The 25,414-nt window shown below is 36.8% G+C and carries 23 protein-coding genes and 1 tRNA gene; 17 read left to right on the forward strand and 7 right to left on the reverse strand.

Annotated features, from left to right (window positions below; all coding sequences use genetic code 11):
- Positions 1-32: 32 nt before the first annotated feature.
- Positions 33-896 (reverse strand): YicC/YloC family endoribonuclease, encoded by an 864-nt coding sequence (locus tag EA772_RS03925; RefSeq protein ID WP_124914971.1) that lies wholly within the window; start codon positions 894-896, stop codon positions 33-35.
- Positions 897-1,060: 164 nt separating this feature from the next.
- Here EA772_RS03925 and EA772_RS03930 point away from each other — a divergent pair, with 164 nt between their 5' ends.
- Positions 1,061-1,774: a hypothetical protein gene (locus tag EA772_RS03930; protein WP_124911287.1), complete on the forward strand. Its 714-nt coding sequence runs from the start codon at positions 1,061-1,063 to the stop codon at positions 1,772-1,774.
- A gap of 5 nt (positions 1,775-1,779) precedes the next feature.
- A complete protein-coding gene (locus tag EA772_RS03935; protein WP_124911289.1) occupies positions 1,780-2,490 on the forward strand; it encodes a hypothetical protein in 711 nt (236 codons plus the stop codon).
- A gap of 105 nt (positions 2,491-2,595) precedes the next feature.
- Here the strand turns inward: EA772_RS03935 and rnc are convergent, their stop codons facing one another.
- From rnc to EA772_RS03950, 3 genes are all read right to left on the reverse strand, one after another.
- Complete coding sequence (gene rnc, locus EA772_RS03940; protein ID WP_010599622.1) at positions 2,596-3,324, reverse strand: ribonuclease III; 729 nt, start codon at positions 3,322-3,324, stop codon at positions 2,596-2,598.
- A gap of 93 nt (positions 3,325-3,417) precedes the next feature.
- Entirely contained in the window at positions 3,418-4,671 is a 1,254-nt protein-coding gene (fabF, locus tag EA772_RS03945) for a beta-ketoacyl-ACP synthase II (RefSeq protein ID WP_010599621.1), read from the reverse strand.
- A gap of 21 nt (positions 4,672-4,692) precedes the next feature.
- Positions 4,693-4,929, reverse strand: a complete 237-nt coding sequence (locus tag EA772_RS03950; RefSeq protein ID WP_008508386.1) for an acyl carrier protein — start codon at positions 4,927-4,929, stop codon at positions 4,693-4,695.
- A 158-nt stretch (positions 4,930-5,087) separates the two neighbouring features.
- Here EA772_RS03950 and EA772_RS03955 point away from each other — a divergent pair, with 158 nt between their 5' ends.
- The 6 genes from EA772_RS03955 (at position 5,088) to EA772_RS03980 (ending at position 11,128) form a co-directional block, all read left to right on the forward strand.
- The gene (locus tag EA772_RS03955; RefSeq protein WP_010599620.1) at positions 5,088-5,507 is read left to right on the forward strand and encodes an IPExxxVDY family protein; all 420 of its coding nucleotides are present in this window, start codon (positions 5,088-5,090) and stop codon (positions 5,505-5,507) included.
- A 151-nt stretch (positions 5,508-5,658) separates the two neighbouring features.
- Positions 5,659-7,089, forward strand: coding sequence for a pyruvate kinase (pyk, locus tag EA772_RS03960; protein WP_116169050.1), 1,431 nt, complete (start codon positions 5,659-5,661; stop codon positions 7,087-7,089).
- A gap of 87 nt (positions 7,090-7,176) precedes the next feature.
- A tRNA-Ser gene (locus EA772_RS03965) sits at positions 7,177-7,261 on the forward strand.
- A gap of 150 nt (positions 7,262-7,411) precedes the next feature.
- On the forward strand, positions 7,412-9,556 hold the full coding sequence (locus EA772_RS03970) for a S9 family peptidase (RefSeq protein ID WP_124911291.1): 2,145 nt from the start codon (positions 7,412-7,414) through the stop codon (positions 9,554-9,556).
- A 105-nt stretch (positions 9,557-9,661) separates the two neighbouring features.
- Positions 9,662-10,417, forward strand: coding sequence for a hypothetical protein (locus EA772_RS03975; RefSeq protein ID WP_124911293.1), 756 nt, complete (start codon positions 9,662-9,664; stop codon positions 10,415-10,417).
- 33 nt (positions 10,418-10,450) lie between these two features.
- Positions 10,451-11,128 (forward strand): NAD-dependent epimerase/dehydratase family protein, encoded by a 678-nt coding sequence (locus EA772_RS03980; protein WP_124911295.1) that lies wholly within the window; start codon positions 10,451-10,453, stop codon positions 11,126-11,128.
- 115 nt (positions 11,129-11,243) lie between these two features.
- On the opposite strand, the gene EA772_RS03985 is transcribed toward EA772_RS03980, so the two are convergent.
- Positions 11,244-11,423, reverse strand: coding sequence for a hypothetical protein (locus EA772_RS03985; RefSeq protein ID WP_010601402.1), 180 nt, complete (start codon positions 11,421-11,423; stop codon positions 11,244-11,246).
- Between the two features lie 427 nt (positions 11,424-11,850).
- Between EA772_RS03985 and EA772_RS03990 the strand changes: the two genes are divergently transcribed.
- Both EA772_RS03990 and EA772_RS03995 read left to right on the forward strand, forming a co-directional pair.
- Positions 11,851-13,551, forward strand: coding sequence for a glycoside hydrolase family 3 protein (locus tag EA772_RS03990; RefSeq protein ID WP_010601401.1), 1,701 nt, complete (start codon positions 11,851-11,853; stop codon positions 13,549-13,551).
- Positions 13,552-13,840: 289 nt separating this feature from the next.
- The gene (locus tag EA772_RS03995; protein ID WP_010601400.1) at positions 13,841-14,053 is read left to right on the forward strand and encodes a hypothetical protein; all 213 of its coding nucleotides are present in this window, start codon (positions 13,841-13,843) and stop codon (positions 14,051-14,053) included.
- 69 nt (positions 14,054-14,122) lie between these two features.
- Here EA772_RS03995 and EA772_RS04000 read toward each other — a convergent pair whose 3' ends face one another.
- Positions 14,123-14,656 (reverse strand): thioredoxin family protein, encoded by a 534-nt coding sequence (locus EA772_RS04000; RefSeq protein ID WP_124911297.1) that lies wholly within the window; start codon positions 14,654-14,656, stop codon positions 14,123-14,125.
- Between the two features lie 108 nt (positions 14,657-14,764).
- Here EA772_RS04000 and EA772_RS04005 point away from each other — a divergent pair, with 108 nt between their 5' ends.
- From EA772_RS04005 to EA772_RS04035, 7 genes are all read left to right on the forward strand, one after another.
- Positions 14,765-15,421 (forward strand): TatD family hydrolase, encoded by a 657-nt coding sequence (locus EA772_RS04005; protein WP_124911299.1) that lies wholly within the window; start codon positions 14,765-14,767, stop codon positions 15,419-15,421.
- A 52-nt stretch (positions 15,422-15,473) separates the two neighbouring features.
- Positions 15,474-16,268 (forward strand): ThiF family adenylyltransferase, encoded by a 795-nt coding sequence (locus tag EA772_RS04010; protein ID WP_124911301.1) that lies wholly within the window; start codon positions 15,474-15,476, stop codon positions 16,266-16,268.
- A gap of 80 nt (positions 16,269-16,348) precedes the next feature.
- Positions 16,349-19,585, forward strand: coding sequence for an exodeoxyribonuclease V subunit beta (locus tag EA772_RS04015; RefSeq protein ID WP_124911303.1), 3,237 nt, complete (start codon positions 16,349-16,351; stop codon positions 19,583-19,585).
- A 7-nt stretch (positions 19,586-19,592) separates the two neighbouring features.
- Positions 19,593-22,457 carry a PD-(D/E)XK nuclease family protein gene (locus EA772_RS04020; RefSeq protein WP_124911305.1) on the forward strand — a complete coding sequence of 955 codons (2,865 nt, stop codon included), beginning with the start codon at positions 19,593-19,595 and terminating at the stop codon, positions 22,455-22,457.
- A 278-nt stretch (positions 22,458-22,735) separates the two neighbouring features.
- Positions 22,736-23,293, forward strand: coding sequence for a GNAT family N-acetyltransferase (locus tag EA772_RS04025; RefSeq protein WP_124911307.1), 558 nt, complete (start codon positions 22,736-22,738; stop codon positions 23,291-23,293).
- Between the two features lie 3 nt (positions 23,294-23,296).
- Positions 23,297-23,653 (forward strand): VOC family protein, encoded by a 357-nt coding sequence (locus EA772_RS04030; protein ID WP_124911309.1) that lies wholly within the window; start codon positions 23,297-23,299, stop codon positions 23,651-23,653.
- Positions 23,654-23,850: 197 nt separating this feature from the next.
- Positions 23,851-24,837 carry a pyruvate dehydrogenase complex E1 component subunit beta gene (locus EA772_RS04035; RefSeq protein WP_010601392.1) on the forward strand — a complete coding sequence of 329 codons (987 nt, stop codon included), beginning with the start codon at positions 23,851-23,853 and terminating at the stop codon, positions 24,835-24,837.
- A gap of 145 nt (positions 24,838-24,982) precedes the next feature.
- Here EA772_RS04035 and EA772_RS04040 read toward each other — a convergent pair whose 3' ends face one another.
- A complete protein-coding gene (locus EA772_RS04040) occupies positions 24,983-25,327 on the reverse strand; it encodes a hypothetical protein (protein WP_010602651.1) in 345 nt (114 codons plus the stop codon).
- Positions 25,328-25,414 lie beyond the last annotated feature (87 nt).

Here is a 25,414-nt window from a genome sequence, read left to right on the forward strand (position 1 = left end):
CTTTAGTCTTTGAGCTTTAAGCTTTAAGCTTTTTATAATACGTTTAATAACTGTTCTTTAATTTTTTCTAACTCCTCTTTCATGCCAACAACATATTGTTGCATTTGTGCATCATTTGCCTTTGCACCCATTGTATTAATTTCTCTTCCTATTTCCTGCGAAATGAAACCCATTTTTTTACCATTTGCTTCTTTACTGGCCAAGGTTTGCAAAAAATAATCACAGTGACTTTTTAAACGTGTTTTTTCTTCTGTGATATCAATCTTATCGATATAATAAATCAGCTCTTGTTCAAAACGGTTCTGATCGATATTAACTTTACCTACTGCATCTTCTAAAAACTGAGAAAATTTATCGCGGATTGCTGCAATTCTTTTAGGTTCCAGTTCCTCAACTGATTTGAAGTAAGCAAGAATATTTTTGATTCTTAACTCTAAATCGGCTTTCAAAACCGCACCCTCATCTTCTCTAAATCTGTTAAAATTGGCCAGGGCCTGAGTAAATATTTGATATAAATGATTCCATTCATCTTCACTCACGCTTTCTTCTTTGTAAGAAATTACATCAGGAAAAGTTAAAGCCGTTTGCAGGAGGTTAGTACTATTTGCCCCTAATTCCGAATTGACAGCAACCAGTTGATTGTAATAATGACTTAATAAAGCAGTATTAATAGTAGCCCCGGTAACTTCTCCACTCGATCGCTCTACGTTAATGCTCAAACTCACTTTACCACGTTCGATATCTTTGCTACAAACGTTGCGTAGAATTAATTCTTTATCGGAAAAAGCTTTAGGATATTTTAAATTCAGCTCAAGAAATTTGCTGTTGAGTGATTTGATTTCGACACTGTACTTTGCATTTGCATAATCGGCTGTTGCTAAGCCGTATCCTGTCATGGATTTTATCATGCGCAAAGATAGAAAAATTAGTTTAGAGTTTATTGATGAGGTTTGCGCATATATCATAGCGAATAAACTGGATGATCCGGTACAGGCATTAACGTTTATTTAACAAATTAAAGGTTAACAAATGTTAATTTTACAGGAAAATTAAACCTAAAATGAGGGCATTTTTTCTGTTATGGTTAGTCTTCATGCTGATGACAATTGGCAGCAGAATTTATGCACAAGATGTTTTGGTCAAAGGAGTAATCATAGAGAAAGGTACGAACATTCGGATCGCTTTAGGTGTTATAACCAATAAGCATTCGGGGAAAGCGGTTGGCAGTAATGATTTAGGCATATTTAATCTCAAAGTTAATTTGGGAGATACCCTATTAATAGAAAAGAGAAACTTTGTTTCCCAGCAAATTGTGGTGAATAGCAATAAAGATATTTTGATTTATTTAGTTAGATCAAGCGTTACCCTGGATGAAGTAACAGTAAAAGGGAAAACAAAAATCGAAGACCTGCAAGAAATCAGGAGAGAATTCAAGCGCCAGGGTTCTTTTTACGAAGGCAAACCACCCTTAGCATTGCTTAATCCTTTAAACGGAAGTCCGCTGACTTTCTTTTATGAACTATTCGGCAAAACACCAGCTAAAGCACGACGTTTTAAACGGTACTATGATAAAGAATTGCAGTTGATGCAAGTTGATAATTTTTTTAATAAAACCCTGGTTAGCAAGCATACGCCTCTGGAAGGAAAAAATTTAGACAAATTTATGCTTGAATATTCACCTACAGCTGAAATGGTGAAACATTGGAACAATTACGATGCTGTAAATTATATAAAGTTATCTGCTAAAAAATTCGCAGATACTTTAAAAAATTAATACGAATGAAATTTTTAAAACTTGCAATCTTACCGCTAATATTAATCCTCATTAGCTTCAGTTTAAAGGCCCAGGACTTTATTGTTAAAGGCGTGGTTTTTGAGAAAGGGGCTAACATCCGCGTAGCACTGGCAGAAATAACCAATGAACGTACGCAAATGGGCGTTGGAAGTAACGACCTTGGTTTTTTTCAGCTTAAAGCCCGGGTTGGAGATACACTTTTAATTACCAAACGGAACTTAACCGATCAACGGATTGTTGTGCTTGGAACGCAAGATATCCTGATTTATTTGGTTAGGGAAAGTACAATGCTAAATGAAGTGACCATTGTTGGCAATACAAAAAAACAGGATCTTGAAGATCTAAAGCGGGAGTTTCAGAATAAGGGTGTGTACAATGGTGGTAAATCAACCTTTCTGTCTGCTATTTTCCAACCTTTAAACGGTCTTTACAATTTGATTGGCAAGGAGCCAAAAAATGCCAGAAGATTTGGTAGATATGCTGATAATGAACTGAAACAGTCGCAGATTGATGTATATTTTAATCAAACCATCATCAAGAATAATACGCAGCTAACTGGCGATACACTTGAGCGGTACATGTTGGATTGTCGTCCGGAATTTGACAAAGCGCAATACTGGAATAGTTACGATTATATCAAATACATAAAAGAATCATCAAAGAAATTTACAGATACTTTAGGAAAAGGAAAATAGTTTTAAATTGGCAATCTGCAAATTGCAATTTTCAGCTTGTAAGTTTACATTTTTCAGTTGACCACTTTACCCGATTAACTAAGATAAGCTAATAAGCGATCAAGCTTATATAGAAAGTGCTTCACATGCCTTTTCTGCAGCCAGTTTTTCTGCATTCTTTTTGTTGTAATCTCTACCTGTACCATGTTTTTCGCCATCAACTATGGCACTGATGGTAAACAGTTTTGCACTTTCACCTTCTCCATTTTGTACAAGTTCAAAGGTCACATCTTTGCCGTGGCGCTGACACCATTCGATTAATTTACTTTTGAAATTGGTTTCGGTAAGTTCTAGAGTATGAATATCAATGTGCGGTTTAACAATTCTACGCAATAAAAATTCTTTGGTAAAATTGTACCCTTTATCCATGTAGATAGCACCGACAATGGCTTCAAAAGCATCGCCTAACATCGAATTATGCTTGGTTTGAATACTTACCGAACGCTGATCGAATTGAATAAGCTTATCAAATCCGATTTTTTTTGCCAACTGGTTTAAGTTTGCCCGGTTCACAATTTTCGAACGCATTTCGGTTAAAAAACCTTCTTCCTTGTAAGGATAGTGTTTGAAAAGCAATTCTGCTATTACAGAACCCAGAACCGCATCGCCTAAAAACTCTAAACGCTCATTGCTACTTCTGCTACCGTTTTTTAAAACCTTCGCCACGGAACGATGTCTGAACGCCATTTTATATAGCGTAACATTACCAGGTACAAAGCCCAAAATATTCTTCAGCTTTTTTACAAACTCCTTTTCAGGAGAGAGATAAAGTTTATATAATTTTAATATCGGCATTAAATAAATAACACAATTAGCGGCTAATTAGCATATTTAACTAAGTTATCTATTTTTAATTAGCATACAAAATTATATAGCAAAGCTGAGTATTTAATCTTCGTATTTCTTGAAAATCACTGAAGCATTGTGACCACCAAAACCGAAAGTATTACTTAATGCAGCTCTAACTTCGCGTTTTTGAGCTTTGTTGAAAGTAAAATTTAGTTTAGGATCAAAGGCAGGATCATCTGTAAAGTGATTAATTGTAGGAGGTACAATATCATTTTGAACAGAAAGAATTGCGGCAATCGCTTCAACAGCACCGGCAGCACCCAATAGGTGACCAGTCATTGATTTTGTAGAACTGATATTTAAGCGGTAAGCATCTTCACCGAAAAGATCAGCAATGGCTTTGGTTTCGCTAATATCGCCAAGCGGCGTAGAAGTACCATGAACATTGATGTAGTCGATATCGGCAGTAGTTAAACCAGCGTCTTTCAAAGCATTGGTCATTACCATTCTGGCACCTAAACCTTCCGGGTGCGGAGCGGTGATGTGATTTGCATCAGCACTCATTCCGCCACCAACAAGTTCTGCATAAATTTTTGCACCTCTTGCTTTTGCGTGTTCAAGTTCTTCCAAAATAATAGTTCCTGCACCTTCACCAGCCACAAAACCATCACGATCCTTATCAAAAGGACGAGATGCTGTTTGAGGATCGTCGTTACGTGTAGATAATGCATGCATGGCATTAAAACCACCCATTCCTGCTTCATTAATAATGGCTTCAGAACCACCGCTGATAATCACATCAGCCATACCCAAACGGATATAGTTAAAGGCATCAATCATCGCATTGGTAGATGAAGCGCATGCCGAAACAGTTGCAAAATTTGGCCCACGTAAGCCATATTTGATAGAGATATGCCCTGGAGCGATATCAATAATCATCTTCGGAATAAAAAATGGATTGTATCTTGGCGTACCATCTCCCTTAGCAAAATTCGAAATTTCATCTAAGAAAGTTTTCAATCCACCTATGCCAGCACCCCAGATTACGCCAATACGGTTGGTGTCTAATTTTTCGAAATCAAAACCACCATCCTTTACAGCCTCTTCTGTTGCAACTAACGCATATTGTACAAACGGATCAAGCTTGCGAGCTTCTTTTTTCTCCAAAAAATCTTCCGGATTAAAGTTTTTTACCTCACATGCGAATTTGGTTTTGAACTTCTCAGTATCAAAACCTTTAATAGGAGCAGCGCCACTCACCCCGTTAGTCAATCCTTCCCAAAAATCAGGAACATTATTGCCTATAGGAGTGAGCGCACCCAACCCTGTTACTACTACTCTTTTTAATTCCATTTATACTGAAAAAGCGTAATTCTATTTAACGTTTTTTTCCAAATAAGCGATTGCTTGACCAACTGTACCGATGGTTTCAGCCTGATCGTCAGGAATAGCTACATTGAATTCTTTTTCAAATTCCATAATTAACTCTACGGTATCTAAAGAATCTGCACCTAAATCGTTGGTGAATGAAGCCTCTGGCGTAACTTCGCTTTCGTCAACACCTAGTTTTTCTACGATAATAGCCTTAACTCTTGAAGCAATATCAGACATAATTTTATAATTTAATGGTTAAATAATTCTGTGCAAAGAAAAATAAATTCTTACAATTTTCAAATGTTTTTATTTCGACACGTATTTTTGGTGTCTTAATAACACAGCGAATATAGAATTAGTTTTTTAATTTCGTTCTGTAAATAATTTATTTCGATTTGAACAGAACTTACCTGAAATTAACGTTAGACCTTGATTTTATACTAATTGCGATTACTGCGCCCCTGAAAGACTATGTGCTTTGCCACAAAATTAATACGAGGTTAAATACGCAATTTGAGAAAATTGATGACCACGAAATATTTTTTAACATTGATGAACCTGCCTGGTCTTTCTCGAAATATTACTTTTTTGTAGAGCAGGGAGAAGTTGAATATTATCTGATTAGTAACAGAAGCAGCGATGGATTACTGGTTCCGGAGATGGGAAATGTTGATTTTTTTATTATAATTAAAGAATTTATCGATAAGGAAGATCTCAATTATTTGATAAATGGATTAAACAAACTGCCTGATATTCAGGTAGCTGCAAAAATAGACCCTACTAAATTAAAAAGTAAAGAGAATTTGGTAATATAAAAATTATATACTTGGTGTATTAAATACACTATATTTGAGGGTTATAAACAACGAACAAAAAAACAAAATATATAAAATTTAATGCAGTTTAATTACTTTAGATAATTAATTAGCGCTTTCTGAAACTGCATTGCTAAAATCAATTAATTAAATGAAACCTTTTCATTCCAGAACTAAAATTGTAGCCACGCTTGGCCCGGCATCAGCAAAACCAGATGTATTATATAGTATGTTTAACGCAGGTTTGGATGTTTGCCGTCTGAATTTTTCACATGGTTCTCAGGCAGATCATCAGGCAGTTTTAGACACCATCCGCGATTTAAATAAGAAATACGATTATAATGTTGGTATTCTTGCTGATTTACAAGGTCCGAAAATTCGTATCGGATTAGTAAAAGAAGGTGGAATTAACCTGATTAACGGTAAAACTACCATTATCACTACTCAAGAATGTATTGGTAATGAAGAGCGTATTTATATCACTTATCAAAACTTCCCTCAGGACGTTCAGGCAGGCGAAATCATTCTTTTGGATGACGGTAAGCTACAAATGAAAGTTTTATCAACCAATCTTAAAGATGAAGTGGTTTGTGAGATTGTTCACGGTGGAATTTTAACTTCAAGAAAAGGGGTAAACCTTCCAAATACTAAAGTTTCTATCCCATCTTTAACTCCAGAGGATCGTGAAAATTTAGAATTTGTTCTTGAAAACGATGTAGAATGGATCGGTTTGTCTTTCGTTCGTAAAGCTGAAGATATTATCGAACTTAAAAATATTATTGCTGAACGTGGCAAAACAGCTCGTGTAATTGCAAAAATTGAAAAACCAGAAGCCATTGCGAACATCGATGAAATCATCGCCGTAACGGATGGTATTATGGTTGCCCGTGGAGATTTGGGTGTAGAATGTCCGATGGAAGAAGTTCCTTTGTTACAGAAAATGATTGTTGCCAAATGTAGAGCGGCTTCAAAACCGGTAATCGTGGCAACACAGATGTTAGAAAGCATGATCACGACACCTCGCCCTACTCGTGCTGAAGTAAACGATGTGGCTAACTCTGTTTTAGATGGTGCTGATGCTGTGATGTTAAGTGGTGAAACTTCAGTTGGAGAATTTCCATTGATCGTGATTGAAACGATGCAAAAAATTATTCAAAACATTGAGCAGAATAACTATCCATTCAATCCTGATAAATTCCTTAAACCGAAATCACCTTCGTTTTTAAGCGATGCAATTTGTGACTCTGCTTGTTTCTTAGCTAAGCAAACCAATGCAGTTGGTATTGTTTCGATGACATTGAGTGGCTATACAGCTTTTGAAATTTCTAGTCACAGACCAGAGGCCTTAACATTCATTTTCACAAGCAATAGAGCACTTTTAAATGCAGTGAGCTTACTTTGGGGAGTTAGAGGTTTTTACTATGATAAGTGGGAAAGCACAGATAACACCATTATTGAAGTTAACGAATTCTTAAAAAGTAAGAAATTGGTTAAACAAGGTGATATTTTAATTAACACCGCTGCTATTCCAATTGAGGCTAAAGGTAAAACCAATATGTTAAAAATTACGGTAGTTGATTAATTTCAACATCATTAAAATAATAAATGCTTCCAATTTATTTTGGAAGCATTTTTTTTGAATAAAAAATATATTTTTGCAATCCATTCCGGAGAGGTGTCAGAGTGGTCGATCGAGCACGCTTGGAAAGCGTGTGTACTTCACGGTACCGCGGGTTCGAATCCCGCCCTCTCCGCAAAAATGCCACCTTGAAAAAGGATGGCATTTTTGTTGGTATACTTCCGAGCTCCATTTTGGCCTTTATCATTTGTATTATTCTTGCTAAATTAAGCTGATCTGCCAAAACAGTATTAATTTTATCCCAAAGATCAACCAACTAACTATTATGAATAAATATTGGCTATTCTTATCAGCCTTTGCACTTGCTGCTACCGCAAATGCGCAGCAAAAAGTTTTAACTGCGAAAGATTATGAACATGCTGAAAGCTTTATGGCTTACAACACTGCAAAATACATCGATAATGGCAGCGTTTCTCCAAACTGGCTGGAAGGAGATAAGTTTTGGTTTACATTGAAGAATGCTACCGGAACCCAAACTTTCTTGGTAGATCCCGAAAAAAAGACTAAAACAATTACTACTGACTATGGCAGTAGCACATCTGCACCAGCGTCGCCTAATAGAAGAAGGAATTCCGGAAGTGAGGTGCTTTCTCCAGATGGCAAAAAGGCAATCTTGATCAAAGACTACAATTTGTACGTAAAAGATGTTGCATCGGGAAAACTTACGCAGTTAACCACAGATGGAATAAAAGATTACGGTTATGCTACTGACAATGCTGGCTGGAAACATAGCGATTCCCCAATATTGCGCTGGTCGCCGGATTCGAAAAAGATTACCACTTTTCAGCAGGATCAACGAAACTCAAAAGACATGTATTTGGTAACCACAAATGTAGGTGCACCAAAATTAGAGGCCTGGAAGTATCCTTTGCCCGGAGACAAATCGATTGTTACCATCAGAAGAGTAATCATTGAGGTAGAAAATCCAAAAGTGATTGCAATCAATGTTGCGCCTGATCAACATCGTGGCACCTTGAGCGATGATATTTCGAGCAGTGGAACATTCGATGATATTGATTGGAAAGCAGATGGTTCGGAAGTGGCATTTGTTTCGACTTCACGTGACCATAAAAACGAAAAATTCCGTATTGCAAATGCTCAAACCGGAGCAGTACGTGAAGTTTTTGAAGAAACCGTAAAAACACAATTCGAATCCGGACAGGGAACTATTAATTGGAGATACCTCCCAGCAAGCAAAGAGATTATCTGGTTTTCGGAGCGTGATAACTGGGGTCACCTTTATCTTTATGATGCGACTACAGGAAAAGTAAAAAATCAGATTACCAAAGGAAATTGGGCAGTTACCCGCTTGATAAAAGTTGATGAGAAAACACGTACCATTTATTTTATGGCAAACGGTCAGGATAAATTAAACCCGTACTTCGGTCACTTTTATAAAATCGGTTTCGATGGTAAAAAACTTACAGATCTTACTCCTGAGCCAGGAAACCACATGGTGAGTTTTTCTCCTTCTGAAAAATATTTTATAGATAATTACTCACAACCAAACGTTCCTGCTGTTGTAGCGCTTAGAGATATAAACGGAAAGTTAATTACCGAACTGGCAAAAACTGATGTTTCCAGATTGAGCGCTACAGGATGGAAAGCCCCAACACCTGTTTCAGTAAAAGCAAATGATGGTAAAACTGATATTTATGGCTTAATTTTTACGCCAAACAAAATGGAAGCCGGCAAAAAATATCCGGTGATTGATTACATTTATCCTGGTCCGCAGGGCGGAAGTATGGGCAGTTGGTTTTTTTCAGCATCACGTGGCGATCATCAGGCTTTGGCTGAGTTAGGCTTTATTGTAGTGGTAATTGAAGGAACAAGTAATCCCGGTCGCTCCAAAAGCTATCACGACATGAATTATGGTAATATGGCCGAAAACACACTGCCAGATCAGATTTCAGCCATCAAACAACTTTCGGAAAAATATCCGATTGACACAACAAAAGTTGGTATCTGGGGACATTCGGGTGGCGGATTTGCCACTGCAGCAGCCATGTTCCGTTACCCTGATTTCTTTAAAGTTGGAATTTCTGAATCAGGAAATCACGACAACAGAAACTACGAGGATGATTGGGGCGAACGTTACAATGGCTTAGCAGAAAATGTAGATTATGAAGCACAAGCCAACCAAACTTATGCTAAAAATCTAAAAGGAAAGCTAATGTTGGTTCATGGAATGATGGACGATAATGTGCCACCATACAATACTTTGTTGGTTGTTGAAGCATTACAAAAAGCAAATAAATCTTTTGATTTAGTTATTTTCCCAAACAGTGCCCATGGATATGGCGCCTATTCTCCATATATGATGAGGAGAAGATGGGACTATTTTGTACAACATTTGCTGGGTGCAGAGCCACCGAAAGATTATAAAATGCAAGGTACTGTAATCAGATAAAAAGAGGGGGTTCGATCAACAGTCGAGCCCCTTTTTTATGAATAGAAAAGTTAAGCTTTGTTAAACTTCTACGCCGTAATTCGATATCAATTAACTTAGCTTAACATGAGGTATTTATTCATCATTACGCTAATCATCACATCCAATCAATTATTTGCACAACAGCAAATTAATGGTCAGGTGTTGGATCATCTTTCCAAACTGCCTGTAGAAAACGCAGTAATCACTTATGGCAATCAGGTCAACATTACTTCGGGTACTGGAAAATTTTCATTCTCAAGAAATGCATCAGCACAAATGATTAAAATCAAAAAGCTCGGCTACGAAGATTACGAACTAAACCTGAACAATAATTTTAAGGATGTAGTGGTACTTTTAAAATCTACTGTATTTAGTTTAGATGATGTTACCATTTATTCTAAACGAGATTACCTTAAAGACTCCCTTCAAATGAGAGAAGATTTTGCCAAAGTTTTTGCCTATGAAGCCCCAACAATTAAAGATGTTTTGGTAAAAAAAGGTTTGCGTTATCCAACTTTCGGTTCTAACCTGGTATCGAATTCCACCTCATCTATATTAAGTTTTGATGTTTTAAAAACCATTGGCTTATTAAATAAAAATCAATCATCTATTTCAAAGCTTAAAAAAGTTCAGCTTAAAGATGAAGAAACCAATTACATCAATAATAGATTTTCGCCTGAAAAAATCAACGCTATTACTAAATTAGAAGATGATTTATTACAAAGCTTTATTGATCGATATCGTCCTTCATCAGCAGAAATAAGAAAAATGAATGATTATGAGATATTGATGTATGTGAAGAAAAGTTATGCTGAGTTTGTTAAAACAAACAAAGATTAACTTTATCAGTTAATTATTTAAACATCAATTTTAATGGGAAAAACAAGAGCAATAAATAATGTGATTATTACCGGAAGTACCGGAATGGTTGGTGAGGGCGTATTAATACAATGCCTGAATAGTCCAGAAATAGATGCTATTTTAGTAATTAACAGAAAACCTTGCGGGTATAATCATGCAAAACTCAAAGAAATTATCCATCAGGATTTTTTTAACTTTTCATCAATTGAAGATCAGTTGAAAGGTTATAATGCTTGTTTTTTTTGCCTTGGAATTTCATCGGTAGGCGTAGATAATGATACTTACTACCGGATGACTTACACTTTAACGCTTCATGTAGCAGAAACATTGAGTAAACTGAATAATAAGATGACTTTCTGCTATGTTTCTGGAAGTGGTACAGACGAAAATGGTCGGTTAAACTGGCAAAAAGTAAAAGGGAAAACTGAGAATGACCTTACAAAATTACCTTTTGAGCAGGTTTATCATTTCCGCCCGGGATTTATTAAGCCTATTAAAGGACAAAAATACGCCCATAATTTCTATAAATATATTAACTGGATTTTTCCAATCGGCAGAAAGTTTTTCGCTAATGGTTTTTGTACGATGACCGAAATGGGTGACGCAATGATCAACACTTTAAGTCATAACAGCGAACGAAGAATTTTAGAGGGAAAAGATATTATCGCATTGGCAAATGAGCCGTCTTAGGGATGGAAAATGGAGGATGTAAGAGGGAAGAGGCATGATGTGATCGAGAAAATGTACGATGGAAAATGTGGAATGGAACACTGGTCCATCTTACATTTTCCACCTTACATCTCAACTATTTCTTATTATCGTATTTACGCTGATTATCTTTGTTTGAAGTCTGATCAGAACGTTGACCACCGCCATTGGTTATTCCCTGAATTTTTTTATCTACTTTAACATCGTGATTTGCTCTGTCTGCTATTGAACTTCCTTGTGTTGTTGGATTGTTCTTCGGTGTATTTACATTTTTCATGGCTATAAATTTTAGTTAAACATTATTCAAAGCGTTATTGTATAAACTTTTGATTTTAGATTATGTTTTAATTTTTTTGCTCCCAGCCTTTTTCATCCGGACTTGCTATTTAAAACACAATCCTTTGTTTATAAACCTGATTGCCGTGAAAATACTTTTTGATGAATAACGAAAAAGATCGTTACGTCTTCTTGTTACAGCAATGACGATAATACGAGAATGGCAGTATTGCAAAAGATTGTAACAGAAAGCAGGACTGCTGTTGTGATCGTATTACTGAACGTCCGTTTTCCAAATTATTTTCAGCATAAATGATAATTAAGAATTTCACAACTCATCCTGTTAAATTGTATTAAATCGATTACTTGGATTGGTTTTTGTTTTATTCGATTATTACTTATTAATTTAGCCGTTACAACAAAACAACGTGAAAAAGAACTTAATCCTGGTTGCAATACTATGCATTGCTACCTTTTCGGCGCATGCGCAAAAGCCATCCTATTTACAAATGCTGGCCAACCAACCTCAATGGGTTGACTCCGTTTTTAAAAAATTAAACCGCAGGGAAAAAATTGCACAAATGTTTTTTGTGCGGGCGCATACAAATTTAGGTCAAAAATATATCGACTCTGTTGGTCTGGTAATTAAAAAAGAACAGCTGGGTGGTGTAATCTTTTTTCAAGGCGGACCTGTAAGACAGGCTCGTGCGACTAATGCTTACCAAAAAGTAAGTCATGTACCTTTAATTGTGGCAAATGATGGCGAATGGGGATTAGGAATGCGTTTAGACAGCACCATTTCTTATCCTTACCAAATGACTTTAGGTGCTATTCAGAATAAGGATTTAATTTACAGGATGGGGCAGGAAGTTGCAAAAGACTTTAAACGTTTGGGTATGCAAATGAACCTTGCTCCCGATGCAGACATCAATAACAACCCTAAAAATCCGGTAATCAATTATCGTTCATTCGGCGAAAACAAATTTAATGTTGCCACAAAAACGGCTGCTTATATGATGGGTATGCAAGATGGTGGTTTACTGACGACATTAAAACATTTTCCAGGTCATGGCGATACCGATGTAGATTCGCATTACGATTTGCCACAACTTACTTTCAGTGCTGCCCGTTTAGATAGCTTAGAAATGTATCCTTTTAAAGAGTTAATTAAGCAGGGTGCAGCTGGTGTAATGATTGCCCATATGAACATTCCTTCGTTGGATAATACTCCAAATTTACCATCTACCTTATCCAAACCGATTGTTACGGGCATTTTAAAGCAGCGATTAGGCTTTAAAGGTCTAGTTATTTCGGATGCGATGGATATGAAAGGTGTAGTAAAGTTTTTTAAGGATGGCGAAGCTGATGTAATGGGTATTGTTGCCGGGAATGATATTTTGGAGCTTTCGGAAAACAGCGACAGAGCCGTAAAATTGGTTAGAAGAGCCATTCGTCAAGGCAGGATAAGCATTGCAGATATTGATGCAAGCGTTAGAAAAATTTTGACTGCAAAATATTGGGCGGGTTTAGCAAATCGCGATACCGTGGTAACACAAGGCATTATTGCAGGAGTTAACCGCAGCAGCAGCAATGCTTTAGTGCAGGAATTGGCAAATGCTTCGGTTACGATGTTAAGAGGAAAAGATTATATCAAAAATATGGTTCCGATTAGAAGAACCGCCATCATCAGTATTGGCGTACCAACGGTAACCAGATTTCAGAAAGAGATTTCAAAAGGATTTTATAACTCTGTTTATTACGTATTGGATAAAGATGCTACCGCCACGCAAATTTCAAATGTTGCCCGTGAAATTGGCGCCTTTGATCAAATTATTGTAGGTATTCACGATAGCCGCTCCAGACCAGGAAATAACATCCCTTTGAATGCTGGAGTTAAAAATTTCATCAAAGAGCTATCCACAAAAAATACTGTATTTTCATTGTTTGCAAACCCATATAACTTATCGGCATTGCCAGGTTTAGAAAACAGCAAAGGTTTGGTAGTGGCTTATCAAAAGGAAGATTACATGCAGGTTTCGGCAGCTGCCGTGATTAATAATCGCCTGGTACCAAAAGGAAAATTACCAGTAAGCATTTTGCCAAATTATAAGTTTGGCGATGGAATGTAAGCCCCTCCCAACCCTCCCCTAAAGGGAAGGGCTTAGCAAAATTCAAAAAATTCTAGAGAAAAAGTTAATGCCAGATTTATTCGTCTGGCATTTTTTATTGCATTTCGCCACTCGTCTTTTCAAATGAAGTGTGGGCCCGAAGCTTTGGCAAAGAAGTTTTTGTGCCAGACTTTAGAATTTCAAAGATTCCGGGCTTTGCTTGAAATGAAAATGACGACTTTATAGTAGTCGGTAAAATTTAAAACAATTCTACAGTTTGAGTCATTATCTATTTATAAAACTTAATATTATGATAGACCCAAAAGACGAAGATTATTCGAACGACCCAAATGATGCGCTACGCAGAGAGGATGATACCGAAAACATCAATGAACTGGATGGCGATGATACCAACATTGAACACGATAAAGATATGTTGGAACAAGCTGATGAGGCCTCAAGATCATCATACGAATTAAATGTAGATGACCTGAAAGATGATGAAGACGATTCAGATGATTGAAAAAAAGCCGAAAATTTCCAGATTTGTATCTGAGAATTTTCGGCTTTTCAATTAAGCAATAGTTTCAGCTTATTTTGCCTTCGCCTTATAAGTTTCCGGATTAACAGCGGCTACTGTCCATCCTTTCAAAAATGAAATGGTTTTTTTCACATCATGACCAACTTTCTTTTTCCCATTGGCACCAATTTCATCGGTTTCTAAATAAGCGGAATTTTCGATGTGCAATACTTTTCCCTTTCCATCTAAAACTACAAATACAGGGTAACCAAAACGATTAGGAAAACCTAAAAATTTCATTGCCTCATCATTGTGATGATCTTTATCCCAGTTAACCAAAACAAATTCATAATTATCATTAATAGTTTGCTTCAATACGGCTGTAGTATCAACCAGATTATGAAAAGCAATACACCAGGTGCACCAGTTTCCTCCTACCTGAACAAGAACATGTTTATTTGCTTTTGCGGCTTTTTCAGTGGCAGTTTTTAAGTCGGCCATGGCATTTGCCTCAGGATTGTAAATGTGAACGCCTCCGGTTTTAGTCTGGCTAAATGCAGCTGTTGTTATCAATATGGCCGCCAATATGGTGAATAATTTCTTCATGATTTTAAGAATGATGAAACAAAAATAATAAAGTCGACTAACTTAATAGATTACCATCAAATTCTTTACAGAAGAAATACATTTTACAAAAGTTATCTTTGCGTCTTGATGGACTTTCTAGATATACATACGCATAAAAGTGCTCAGCGGAAAGGCGTGGAAAGCATCCAAAGTTTATCGCTAACAAGTGATATATTTTTGGCAATGCCGAAAACGAAACCAATTTCTATTGGCTTACATCCCTGGTATGCATCAATCGAAAAATTAGAAATTCAGTTAAAATATTTGAGTGTGTTGGCCAAACAGACAAATGTTAAATTGATTGGCGAATGTGGTTTGGACAAGCTCAAAGGTGAAAGTGTGAGAAATCAAATCCTTATTCTTGAACATCAGGTTGCATTGGCTGAGCGATTGAATAAACCTTTGATTTTACATTGCGTTAGAGCTTTCTCCGAACTAATGGAGTTAAAAGGAAGATTAAAAGTTAAAGTGCCAATGATTATTCACGGTTTTAATAAAAATGAGGAGTTAGGCAAACAGCTAATATCAAAAGGCTTTTTACTTTCCTTTGGAACCGCAATTTTGAAAGAGAACTCCGGTGCTTCAAAATTGCTTAAAAGTTATGATGATTTTTTTCTTGAAACTGATGATGCTGAAACCTCTATTGAAGAAATCTATGAAACTGCAGCTAATTTGAAAAAATGTTCGGTTGATGAACTGAAAGCACTTATTTTTGCAAACTGGAATAAATTGAGTTTGCCATAACTATTTTACCTTCAGTTTTTTACTTTTTACTTTACACTTTTGACTTAAAACAATGTCTGATATAAGCTGGCTTTCACGCTCTGCACTTTTAGTAGGAAATGATGGAATTGAAAAACTTCAATCAAAACACGTTCTAGTGATTGGTTTAGGAGGTGTAGGCTCTTTCGCAGCCGAATTTATTTGTCGTGCTGGTGTTGGTGAAATGACCATTGTAGATGGTGATGTGGTTGACCCAACCAACAGAAACAGACAGTTGCCGGCTCTGGCCACCAATCACGGGGTGAGTAAAGCGGCAATTATGCAAGAGCGTTTGTTATCTATTAACCCGGAATTAAAACTTCATGTGGTAAATACTTTTTTAACTCCAGAGAAATGCAGGGCAATTCTGGAGTCGAAATTTGATTACATTATGGATTGTATCGATAGTGTAATGCCGAAAATCACTCTACTTTCTACTGCTCTGGAGAAAAATATTCCGATTGTGAGTTCCATGGGTGCGGGTGGTAAAATGGATCCAACCAAGCTGAGAATAACTTTGCTCCCAAATACCTACCAATGCGTATTTGCAAGTTATGTACGGAAACGGTTAAATAAACTGGTCGGCGCCGATAAAATAAAAGCAGTTTTTTCTACAGAGGAAACAGATAAAAGTTCGATGATTATGACAGATGGAAGCAATTTCAAACGTTCTGCCTACGGAACCATTTCTTACTTACCGGCAGCTTTCGGAGGTGCTTGTGCATCTGTTGTAATTCGCGATTTATTGGGTTTAAAAATAGAAATGGCAGAACGCCCTGCAAGAATTAGCCATAAAACCTTAGTAAAAAGAAAAGAGAAATCAAAGTAGCCTACTGCCAATTGTTGATATCCTGATTTCGGGAAAATTTTAAATTGTTGTAAGTTTAAAATTCCGAAACGAAATCATTTATGCCTCAACCCCTTAAAATTCTTCAAGCTTCTGCCGGTTCCGGTAAAACGTTCAGCTTAACGGCCCATTACCTTACCCTGCTATTTTCTGGTGAAAATAAATACCGCGAAATTTTAGCCGTAACCTTTACCAACAAGGCTACTGAAGAGATGAAATCCAGAATTTTAGAGGTTTTGGTTGGTTTAGCGCAGGGAAATCCTTCGAATAAAATAGAAGATTATCGTAAACTGATTTTAAAAGCTTACCCGGCGCTGGAAGCTGCAAGCTTAAAACTCAAAGCAGATAAAATTTACCGAAAAATCCTTCACGATTATAGTCGCTTTTCGGTAAGTACCATTGATGGTTTTGTGCAAAAAGTAATTCGTGGTTTTGCATTTGAATTAGGTTTAAACGCCGATTATAATTTAGAAATGAATTATGATAAGGTAAAAGATGATTTGGTTAATAAACTTGATGAAGCATTAAATGATAATAAACAGCTTTTACAGTGGATTATCGATTTGGCCATTGAACGCATCAGTGATAACAAAAGTTGGAATTATAAAATTGAGCTTTATAACCTAATCGGTGAAATCTTCTCCGAACGTTTCCAGATTTTCGAAACAGCTGTGGAAGAATTAGGATTAGAGAACATTGATGAACTCTTCAAAAAATATATCAGCGTTACCAGGGATGAAATCAAAAATTTCGAAAGTGAAATTATTCAACTGGCTAAAGATGCGCATGAGGCGCTAGAGGTTTTAGGTGTAGAAACCGACCAGCTGAAAGGAAAATCTAGAAGTCCGCTTACTAAGCTAATCGTTATTGCCCGCGGCGATTTTTCGAAAATAGATTCGATTTTTAATATCATCGATGAACCTGAAGAATGGTTTCAAAAAAATGCAGGCGTAGCTGAAGCCTATGATACGATCAACCCGATTCTTCGGAAGATTAAAATGCATTATCAATCGCATTTACCAAATTATCAGCTTGCTATCGCTTTCAATAAAAACCTTTATTATTTGCGATTAATGCAAGAAATTGCTGTTTTGTTGAAAGAATATCGGGCAGAAAATGATAATCTTTTAATCAGCGATGCGCAAAAATTAATCTCTGGAATTACGGAAGATGCAGGCGATAATCCTTCCTTCATTTGGGAGAAAGTGGGTAACCGATACCGTAACTTTTTGTTCGACGAATTTCAGGATACATCAACCAGTCAGTGGGGAAGTTTTAAATCGCTTTTAAGCAATGCCATTGCCACGCCTAGCCTTGATTTAACCGACCATTTAATTGTTGGCGACACCAAACAATCCATTTATCGCTGGCGAAATGGCGACTGGAACATTTTACACAAACATGCCAGAACAGATCTTGGGGCGCACAATGTAATTGAAGATAGCCTGGAGGAAAATTATCGCAGCACGGAAAACATTATCTCCTTTAACAATTTTCTTTATCGTTCTATTCCCATTACCTTACAAAATGAGCTGAATCAGAATTTAGAAACGAAACCTGAAAGTATTTCAGATTGGTGGCAGGCTAATCACTACCATTCTATCATCACTGATATTTACGCAGGCTCAAAACAAAATTTTGCCACCAATACCGTTAAAGGTGGAACCATAAAAATTAAAAAATTCGGCAAAGACCATGCACCAGACGAAGCTCGTTTTTCGGAAACCGTTTATCGCGACATTGCCTTAAATGATGTAATTGAGGAAATTTTTTATTTAAAAAACGAGCAGAACTACGCGTTGAAAGACATCGCCATTTTGGTGCGTTCCAATAGTGAAGCCATGCTCACGGTCCAGAAACTGATGGAGCAAAATCTGCCTGTATTGTCTGGCGATGCCTTGTTAATTTCCAATAACTCGGCGGTTCAACTCATCATTAATACATTAAAAGCATTAATTGGTTTAGATTCACAAACCGCATTATACAAGGCCAATTGCATTGCGTTCTACCATTCGCTACATGAAAAGGAGGCTAACGCAAACCATTATCTAAATTTAAACAACGTTTCATTAAGCACGTTGACTAAGGTTTTACCAAAATCGCTTTGTGAAAATTGGCAGTCGTGGTTACAATTACCACTACCAGAATTAGTAGAAATTTTGCTCGAGGCTTACGATTTAAAAGATCTTACCCAGCACCTGCCCTATTTACTAGCTTTTAGAGATTTAACGGCAAATGCTGGGAAACTGGGCGAAAAAGGCATTATTTCATTTCTAACCTGGTGGGATGAAGATGGCGTTAAAAAATCACTTCCATCTCCGGAAGGTGCAGATGCGATACAGATTATCACCATCCATAAATCAAAAGGCTTGGCTTTTAGGGCGGTTTTTATTCCATTCTGCAATTGGGAAGTGAAAGGCAAAACAAACTCAACTTTCTGGGTTTCATCAGAAGATACCGTTTACAAAGAACTTCGAGGCATTCCGTTAAAATACAATAAAGATTTAGCCGATTCGTCCATCGCGAAAGCCTATTATGAAGAATTGCTTTACAACAATATGGATGCATTGAACATGCTTTATGTTGCTACAACACGTTCTAAAGACTTCCTTTATATCGCTACGATGGGAAAGGCAGAACCGAAAGGAAATAAGGAAGTAAGCTTATCAAATATGGGTGATGTGATTAATCTCACTTTCGATGGTAAATTTGATGAAAATGGGGTTTATGAAATTGTAGATTATGTATCTATTGAAACCAAATCTGAGGGCTTAAATTTCATCAATTTAAAAAGCTATCCAACAACCTCCCGATTATCTGAACTTTACATTCCATCAGAAGAGAAGCATTTAAAACATTTGGTTAACATCGAGAAATCAGGAAGAAAAGGTTCTTTGCTTCATGATATTCTGGCCAGTGCAACTACCGAAAAAGGAGTAGAAGACTACACCAACAACCTCGTTTTACAGGGAGTGATTAAGGATGAAGAAAAGCAAAAACTCATTGATTCGGCGCTAGAAGTTTTAAATCACCCCGAACTTAAAGAGATTTTAAGTAAGGCCACTGAAAGCATCACTGAGAAAAATATTGTTGATGCCAATGGAAAACTTCATCGGCCAGATCGGGTATTGATTAATGCCAACGAGGTAATCATTCTGGATTATAAATTCACGCTTGAGGAAAGCGACAAACATATTCAGCAAGTGGACAATTATCGGAATCTGCTTTCAGAAATGGGTTACCAAAACATCAAAACCTATCTTTTTTACGCAGTTAAAGGCAAATTGAAATTAGTATAATATGCAGATGAAACCATTTTTACAGGAAGTTGCCGAAGATTTAGTTACCAGATTTGGAAAGCAGCTGGAAAACTGTGCGATTGTTTTTAACAACAAACGCCCCGCCGCGTATTTGCAAAAACACTTTGCCAATATTATTGGAAAGCCGTTTTTCAGCCCTTCATTTTTTACCATACAGGAATTTTTTGCCTGTTCAACGAGTTATAAAATTGCCGATTTTTATCTGCAGTTTTTCACCTTGCATCGAATATATAATCAGCTATTGGCCGAAGAAAAACTGGAAACCATTTCCAGTCATAAGTTTTTCCCCCTTGCGAAAATTATTCTAAGTGATTTTAACCAGATTGATGCAGATTTAGTAGATGCGGAAAAATTATACCGCGATTTAGAAGATATTTCTGTGATCAACCAAGACTTTGACTATTTAAGTCCGGAGCAATATCAGTTTCTCACTCAATTCTGGACATCTTATTCCGAAGGAAAACATAAAAAACAGCAGGAGCTTTTTATCAAAATGTGGCGCAGAATGCCTAAACTTTACCATAAATTTCATGCTACGCTGAAAGAGCAAGGATATTTAACCAATGGTTCAGTTTATCGCCATCTGGCGGGAGACATCGCCAGTCACGAGAAATTCATTTCAAATTTCGATAAGGGGAAAATTATTTTTGTTGGCTTTAATGCCCTGAGCAGTGCCGAAGCTAAGATTTTCACGCAGTTGCAGGAATCTGAAAAAGCATTGTTTTATTTTGATGCTGACAGCTACTATTTAGATGATGTTTCGCAGGAGGCAGGTTTGTTCCTAAGGAAAAACTTAAACCTCCTGGGCTTGAAAAACGAATTTGCAGCACAAGCAAGTTTAATGAAAACGCAGCAACATGATGTCAATGTGTTCAAGGTTCAAGGCCAATCGGCTCAGGCCAAAATCCTCAATAATATCTTAGAGGAAGATTATAAAAATGCAGAAGCAGTCGGCAAAACAGTAGTGGTTTTAGCCGATGAAAGTTTGCTCATTCCAACTTTGCAGACTATCCCTACGAGTTATGAGGGTTCGGCAATCGACCTGAATGTTACCATGGGTTTTGCCTTATCAACCTCCAGTATTTTTGGTTTGGTAGATTTGTGGTTGACCAGTCAGCTGGAGATTTTGCAAGGCGACAAAGTGACTTATAAAAATGTTGAAGCATTTTTAACCCATCCATTAACAGGCTTAACGCAAAAAATGCGTGATAAGATTCTGACTGCCTTGTTAGCCGAAAATCAGGTTGAAATTGACCATAAACGTTTGCTTAGACAGAGTGGTTTATTTGAGGTTTTCTACAAGAAAATCGAAAATCCACAGTTTGTGGTTACCAATTTATTGGAGGTTTTAGACTTCGTTTTAACCCGATTATCTAATGCAAAAACGCTGAAGAAAATCGATGCAGAATTATTTGTAAAAACCATTCAGGAGTTAAACCGATTACACGATACCTTCAGCAATCACATCAGCAAGGAAGAAATTCCATTTGTTATTTATTTGGTTCAGAAATCCTTGCAGGCTATTGCGGTACCGTTATCCGGCGATCCACTGAATGGTATTCAGGTAATGGGTTTGCTCGAAACCCGGAATTTAAATTTCGATAAGGTAGTGATTTTAGGTTTCAACGAGGGGATCATTCCAAAATCCTCTATCGGGAACAGTTTCATTCCCGATTCCATCCGCCGCGTTTATGGCTTGCCGGTTTTAGAAAATTTAGATGCCATTTCTGCTTACATGGTTTACAGGTTGATGCAAAGAGCAAAAAACATCAACTTTGTTTATAATAGCCTAACGGATGAATCAACTTCAGGCGAAGCCAGCAGAATTTTAAAGCAACTGGAGTATGAAAGTGGTTTTAACTTCACTTATAATGAATTGAATCTCGAAGTAAAAACTGAGCAATTTAAAGAAGTGCATATTGAAAAAACAGGTAATGCGTTTATTCAGGAAACCCTGCAAAAATACCTCGACAAAAGAAAAATATTGTCACCATCAGCTTTAACACAATATATTTCCAATCCGATTGATTTTTTCTTTAACTACATCGCAGGCATTAAAGAACCTAAAGAAATTAGTGCCGTTGTGGAAGCAAATGAAATTGGTTCGATTTTACACAAGGTGATGGAATATTTCTATCAGGATTTACAAAATGCAGAAATTACTGAAGAGAGAATTAAAGAAAAGAAGAAATTAGTACCTCAACTCATTCAAAAAGCTTTCAATGCGGTAATGTTTAATCATCCTGATTTGGTAATGGAATATAAAGGCATGCAAAAAGTGATTCTTGCTATTGTTGATGCTTATGTAAACATTATTCTCAATCAGGATATCACGCAAACGCCTTTTACAATTATTAGTTTAGAGCAAAAAGTAGAAGCCGAAATCAGTTTCCCGCTAAACGGAAAAGAAGAAAGTGTTAAAATTTTCGGATACATTGATCGGGTGGATGTAAAGGATGGCGTTACAAAAATTGTAGATTATAAAACCGGCAGTGATAAGTTAGCTTTTAAGGATGTTGATGAACTTTTCAATTCGGATGGAAAGCATATTAATAAAGCGTTGATTCAAACATTGCTTTATACCTATGCATATGAGCAATCGGCTAATAAAACTTGTGTTGAGCCGAATTTGTATATCGTAAAAACCATGAACGACCCGATTTACGGCGGCGTTTGGTTTAAATCTAATCGCCAGGTTTTACGTGGCGACTTTTTGGAAGAAATTAAACCTTTGTTTTTAGCCCGGCTGAAAGAGAAACTAACTGAACTTTTTGGGGCTCCATATTTTAAAGCAAGTGAGATTCCTGATAATTATAAGTATTCTATTTATAAGACATTGTTTGGGAAGTAGAGTTATTTAACCGCAAAGAAAGGAGAGAAAAAGCGCAAAGAACGCCAAACTTAAAGCCCATTCATCAACTCATCGTCATTGCGAGGCACGAAGCAATCCTAATACTTTGAGTTAATAAAGCGCTTTAAGATTGCTTCGTACCTCGCAATGACGACCGACTAAAAAAACCAAAACCTAACAATTTCTCTGTGTAAACACCGTGTGCTCTGTGGTTACTTAAGCTTCATTTCTTTGCGAAAAACTTTGTGCACTTTGCGATTAATCACTTAAATTTATAAATGCTTACCCTTAATTTCACCAATTTCCCCACGCTTGAAACCGAACGACTAATTCTTCGTGAGCATGCGCTTGCTGATGCAGATGCATTATTTGCCATGCGTACCAATGAAACGGTGATGAAATATATCGACCGCGAAAGACCACGAGATTTGTTAGAAATTAAAACCTTCATCAGCACATTTAACGAAGGATTTGAAAACGGCGATAATTTGGCATGGGTTATTGCCCTAAAAAAAAATCCAAATCAAATGATTGGCTCCATCGGTTACTGGCGAACAGATTATGCAAATCATCGGGCAGAAATTGGTTACATGCTTCACCCTGATTACTGGCGAAAAGGAATTATTTCCGAGGCACTCAAACGGACGATAGATTTTGGGTTCGAAGACATGAATCTGCACACCATCAAAGCGAATATTAATGTAGAGAACGATGCATCAAGGCAGATGCTTATCAAACATGGTTTTGTTAAAGAGGCACTCTTTAAACAAGATTATTATTTCAGGGGGCAATTTTTAGATAGTGAAATTTATGGGTTGATTAATCCTAATCATTAAAATATGTTCCAAGCAGCAGTACCAATTCTAGCATCTCTTAATACCGAAGAAACCGTAAAATTTTACACCGAAAAATTAGGCTTCACTTTTCATTCTGAATGGGATGGTTATTTAATTTTTAGTAGAGATGGCATAGATTTACATTTCTGGTCTACCGATAATCCCGAATATCCTAAAAATACAGGCTGTTACTTCAATGTAACCGAAGTTGATCAATTTTATGAAGAATATAAAATCCAAAATGTCATTCATCCTGAAGGCGCAATAAAAGATATGCCCTGGGAAATGCGCCAGTTTTCGATCCTGGATAACAACGGCAATATCATCCATTTTGGAGAGAATATTTCGGAAAAGTCTTAAACACTGATACAATTACAACGTCACCAAGTGATATCCGCAATATAATTTTCGAATATTAAATAAAGTCGGAAGTTATTGTAATTCATCAACTGAAAACCGGTCTCCAATCAACTATAATTATTACAAAATACACGCATTATTGCCTTTGGTTTCAATGCTTTTAATAATTATATTTGCCACCGTTATTAAAATTTACAATGAGAGAAATCCAATTTAGAGAAGCACTACGCGAAGCCATGAGCGAAGAAATGCGTAAAGATGACCGCGTTTTTTTATTAGGTGAAGAAGTAGCAGAATATAATGGAGCGTACAAAGTAAGTCAGGGCATGCTTGATGAATTTGGTGCGAAACGTATTATCGATACCCCGATTGCCGAACTAGGTTTCGCTGGTATTGCAACTGGTGCTGCAACTGCAGGCCTTATTCCAATTGTGGAGTTCATGACGTTTAACTTCTCATTAGTAGCCATCGATCAAATCATTAACGGTGCTGCTAAAATTTTATCAATGAGTGGTGGTCAGTTTTCATGCCCTATGGTTTTCCGCGGCCCAACAGGTAATGCTGGTCAATTAGGTGCACAACACTCTCAAAACTTCGAAAACTGGTTTGCAAATACGCCAGGTTTAAAAGTGGTGGTTCCATCAACCCCTTACGATGCAAAAGGTTTATTAAAACAAGCTATCATTGATCCGGATCCGGTTATTTTCATGGAATCTGAAGTAATGTATGGTGATAAAGGCGACGTTCCTGCGGAAGAATATTATATCGAATTCGGTAAAGCAAACGTAACCAAACAAGGTACTGATGTAACCATTGTAACGTTTGGTAAAATGTTAACCCGTGTGGTTAATCCAGCTGTTGAAGAATTAACTAAAGAAGGAATCAACGTTGAAGTGATCGACTTACGTACTGTTCGTCCTATTGATTATGATACCATAATCGAATCAGTAAAGAAAACGAACCGTTTAGTGGTTGTAGAAGAAGCCTGGCCATTGGCATCGCTTTCAGGCGAAATTGCTTTCATGGTACAAAAAAGAGCATTCGATTATTTAGATGCGCCAGTTTTACGTATCACTTGTGCTGATGTTCCGCTTCCATACTCACCAACCTTAATTGCTGCCAGCTTACCAAATGCTGAAAAAGTAATTAAAGCGGTTAAAGAAGTGATGTACGCTACAAAATAATATTAATGGGTTGCCTTTAGCCTTCTGGATCATGTCTGGAGTAACAACGGGTAACTAAATCATAAAAAAAACCTCCGAAATAAATTTGGAGGTTTTTTTTATGCGTTTTTAAAAAGATTTTATCGTTTATATCAACAGGCGATTATCAGGAATAGATATCTTCAAAATAACTTACCACTAAAGATTTCATTAGCATCTCTTGCTCAAGCATGGTATAAGGAGGAATCGCTTTAACGAGTTTCCAATGCGGCCAGCCATCCTGATCTACACCTTCCAATTCATAAAAATCCATCTCACTGAGCAAACGACAAGTTGCAATATGCATCAGCTCTTCCTTTTGCCTTTTGCTATATTTCTTCGGGCCTTTCCCTAGCTCCTGCACACCAATTAAAAACAGCATTACTTTCAGGTCTGGAAAATCAGAATCAAACTCCTGAGCAATTCGCTCTTGTAAAACTTTCCACTTGGCATTAATCTCTGATGGTTTCATGCTGCAAAGATAAGGTTAAAAAGAACGAAGCTAAAAGATGAAACCAGAAAGCCGAAACTTTGACTTTAAAAAGTAAAACTTTTATCA

Origin of the sequence: Pedobacter sp. G11, assembly GCF_003860265.1 — a bacterium.
GTDB classification, from domain to species: Bacteria; Bacteroidota; Bacteroidia; order Sphingobacteriales; family Sphingobacteriaceae; genus Pedobacter; species Pedobacter agri.